Source organism: Parendozoicomonas sp. 209JJ7-1 (assembly GCF_058147085.1).
In genome coordinates this window covers 1-2675 of the sequence record NZ_JBYVJU010000044.1, presented here as the reverse complement: position 1 = coordinate 2675, position 2675 = coordinate 1, and the positions used below count along the sequence as shown (strand labels likewise).

At 36.4% G+C, this 2675-nt stretch carries 4 protein-coding genes; 1 reads left to right on the top strand and 3 read right to left on the bottom strand.

Translation table 11 applies throughout. The features are described from left to right. Window positions 1-46: 46 nt before the first annotated feature. From ACY2RQ_RS19065 to ACY2RQ_RS19055, 3 genes are all read right to left on the bottom strand, one after another. Window positions 47-394 (bottom strand): hypothetical protein, encoded by a 348-nt coding sequence (locus ACY2RQ_RS19065; protein ID WP_490114484.1) that lies wholly within the window; start codon window positions 392-394, stop codon window positions 47-49. A 78-nt stretch (window positions 395-472) separates the two neighbouring features. Next, complete coding sequence (locus ACY2RQ_RS19060) at window positions 473-1030, bottom strand: hypothetical protein (protein ID WP_490114597.1); 558 nt, start codon at window positions 1028-1030, stop codon at window positions 473-475. Between the two features lie 107 nt (window positions 1031-1137). Continuing rightward, a complete protein-coding gene (locus tag ACY2RQ_RS19055; protein WP_490114596.1) occupies window positions 1138-1989 on the bottom strand; it encodes a cation diffusion facilitator family transporter in 852 nt (283 codons plus the stop codon). Window positions 1990-2198: 209 nt separating this feature from the next. On the opposite strand from ACY2RQ_RS19055, the gene ACY2RQ_RS19050 reads away from it, so the two are divergent. Further along, window positions 2199-2534: a hypothetical protein gene (locus tag ACY2RQ_RS19050; RefSeq protein ID WP_490114595.1), complete on the top strand. Its 336-nt coding sequence runs from the start codon at window positions 2199-2201 to the stop codon at window positions 2532-2534. Window positions 2535-2675 lie beyond the last annotated feature (141 nt).

The following is a 2675-nucleotide window of genomic DNA, read 5'->3' as shown; positions in this document are numbered from 1 at the left end:
TAACGCCTAAATCAGGTGCGCCGTAGGCGTCACCTGGATTTACTTGTTAGCTGCGTTGCCAGATTAAACTTGCAACTTGATCATACTTTTCAGCTACAAGTAAAAATGCATCTCCCCAACCACTACTTATACTCACTTCTTGCATTGGTCCTGTCGGGGCAAAAAGCACATCAACTTCTATTTTTGGTGGTAGAGAGTATGATTTTACCATTTTTATAAGAGAAATAAGTTCTTGCTGTGCTTCCTCTACAGTTCTCCATGAAGACCAGCAAAAATCATTATCAGGCAGCTGAATTAACTCCAAAGATGATTCTAAAACGTGAACTAATGCTTCCATTGGTTCCGTTTCATCAATCTCTGAATGTATAAGAGCTTTTGTTCGATCTAAATTCATTGCGATCTATCAATAGAAATTACGTTTGAACGTAATGTTGTGATGCAGCTAACGCCTAAATCAGGTGCGCCGTAGGCGTCACCTGGATTTACTTGTTATGTTTTGTTTTTCGGAACCGTCAATGACTTTAATTGCTGCCAGGAGGCTATCTTTATCAGGTTGGAACATTAAGTACTTTAGGTTATCCCGCTCAGCTTTATCCATAGCTCTTATCAGGGGCCCTGGCTCATGAATTTCGAATACAGTATTTACTACCACAGGGTTTAGGTAGTAGTAAATTTTAATAGTTCGTTTCTTACCATTTGATAAATAGATGCCGCATTTTAAATTTCCTGTACGAATTTCCTTTTCTTCAGAATCAGGAATGATTTTTTGCTCAAGGCAATGATTTCCCTGCTCATAGTATGTTCCATTTTTGCCATCATAAACTGGATGATAAATTCCAGAATTTAGCTGTATGTAATGTGTTTCAGAATTTAATAGCGGTCTGTTCTTCCATTTGTAGTCGTGTTCTATTAATAACGATGTTGATTTTTTACTTTCCTGAAGTGAAGATGGATCAATTCCAGTAACGCTTGCACATCCAGATGTTAGTATCGATAAAGAAATAGATGTGGAAATTACTAAGGTTTTCATTTTTATTATCTTATTGTTGGTTTTGATGGGGTGTTTGAGAGAAACATAACGCCCGCATCAGGTGCGCCGAAGGCGTCACCTGGATGCGCTTGTTATGTGCGTATTGTTTATATAATTTTTGTTTCTAATGTAGAGTGAGAGACACCAAATTTATTCTTTAACATTTCTCGAGATTCGTCTTTTATTCTCTCATGCTCTTTGCTGTTTAGTAGTATGTGTGCCTCTAAGAAAATTTTCTCATCATCAAGTTGCCATACATGAATATGCTTGGCAGTGCTTACACCATTGATTTTTTCTAATGATTGTTGAATATCTTCAATAGCGATATTTTCTGGCACTGCTTGCATTATAATCATGATGCATTTCTTTAAAAGAATTAAACCGTGATAAATCACATATATTGAAATACCTATTGTTGCAATAACATCAAAGATATAAAGTTGGTAAAGGATGATAAGAGAACCCGCAATAATAACAACAAGAGAGGCGAGTGCATCTGAAATATTATGGATGAAAGCAGCTCTGATATTCATGTTGTCTTTTGCGCCAGCTTTATATGTTAGTACAGCTGTTGCAATATCAATAATAAGCGCAATCCCAGCAACCCAAAAAACCACCCATCCATCTATAGGTGATGGATTGAAGTATTTTCCTATGGCTTCGTAGATTAAGTAGACTCCAACAATTATTAATGATGTGCTATTTATTAATACGCCTATTATTTCTGCTCGCTTATAACCATAAGTCATGGTTTTATTGGGAGATTTGTTTCCTATTCTCCGAGCGATGATTGCAACTATTATTGCACCTGCGTCGCTTAGATTATGCAAGGCATCAGCAATGAGAGATAAACTACCTGATAATATACCTCCAACAACTTGGGCTATGGTTAAAAGCACATTTATAAATACAGCGATGCTCAATTTCCCATCACTTGAATGATTGTGATTGTGTCCCATATTCAACTACCCACAGTTAAAGGTGTATAAATTTTAGCTGATGATTTGCAATGAAGCTTGATTAGCACATAACGCCTAAATCAGGTGCGCCGTAGGCGTCACCTGGATTTACTTGTTATGTGTATTGTCTAAATAGTTAATATTATTGACTGTTGAATTCAAATGAAAGTTGTCAAACTTTAATTGATTTAAACCGTGTGGGCGAATAAATGAAAATGTTAGACTTCAAAAATGTTGCACTTACCACATGCAAAGGTACTTTTGGATGCTCGAAAAATATAATGGAAGTATATGAACGCAACCCAGACCTTTTCAAAAAAGATCTCTCGCCGAAAAATGTGAATGTACTAATGAAACTGGAAAACCACTCTGCACTTTATGGTCCAGGAAGAAGTATACAAGATAGAATGGCATTCTCTATTATACCAGTAAGATATTTTATCGCTCATACAGTAGCTTACATGATGGTAACTTCAAATGATGGTTTTTTTGGAGAAAATGATTATTCAAAAGAATCATATTTACGATTAACGGAAACATTTTAGAAACTCAGATGCGATGCTGAGTGATCACATAACGCCCGCATCAGGTGCGCCGAAGGCGTCACTTGGATGCGCTTGTTAGGCTTTGGTTTGTTTTACCCAAAACTTGAAGCGAACAAAAATAATACAAATCCAAAAAGAAAA

Excerpts from the sequence above, each read along its gene's own strand:
- ACY2RQ_RS19060 (WP_490114597.1), bottom strand. The coding sequence starts at position 1,030 with ATGAAAACCTTAGTAATTTCCACATCTATTTCTTTATCGATACTAACA.
- ACY2RQ_RS19050 (WP_490114595.1), top strand. The coding sequence starts at position 2,199 with ATGAAAATGTTAGACTTCAAAAATGTTGCACTTACCACATGCAAAGGT.
- ACY2RQ_RS19055 (WP_490114596.1), bottom strand. The coding sequence starts at position 1,989 with ATGGGACACAATCACAATCATTCAAGTGATGGGAAATTGAGCATCGCT.
- ACY2RQ_RS19065 (WP_490114484.1), bottom strand. The coding sequence starts at position 394 with ATGAATTTAGATCGAACAAAAGCTCTTATACATTCAGAGATTGATGAA.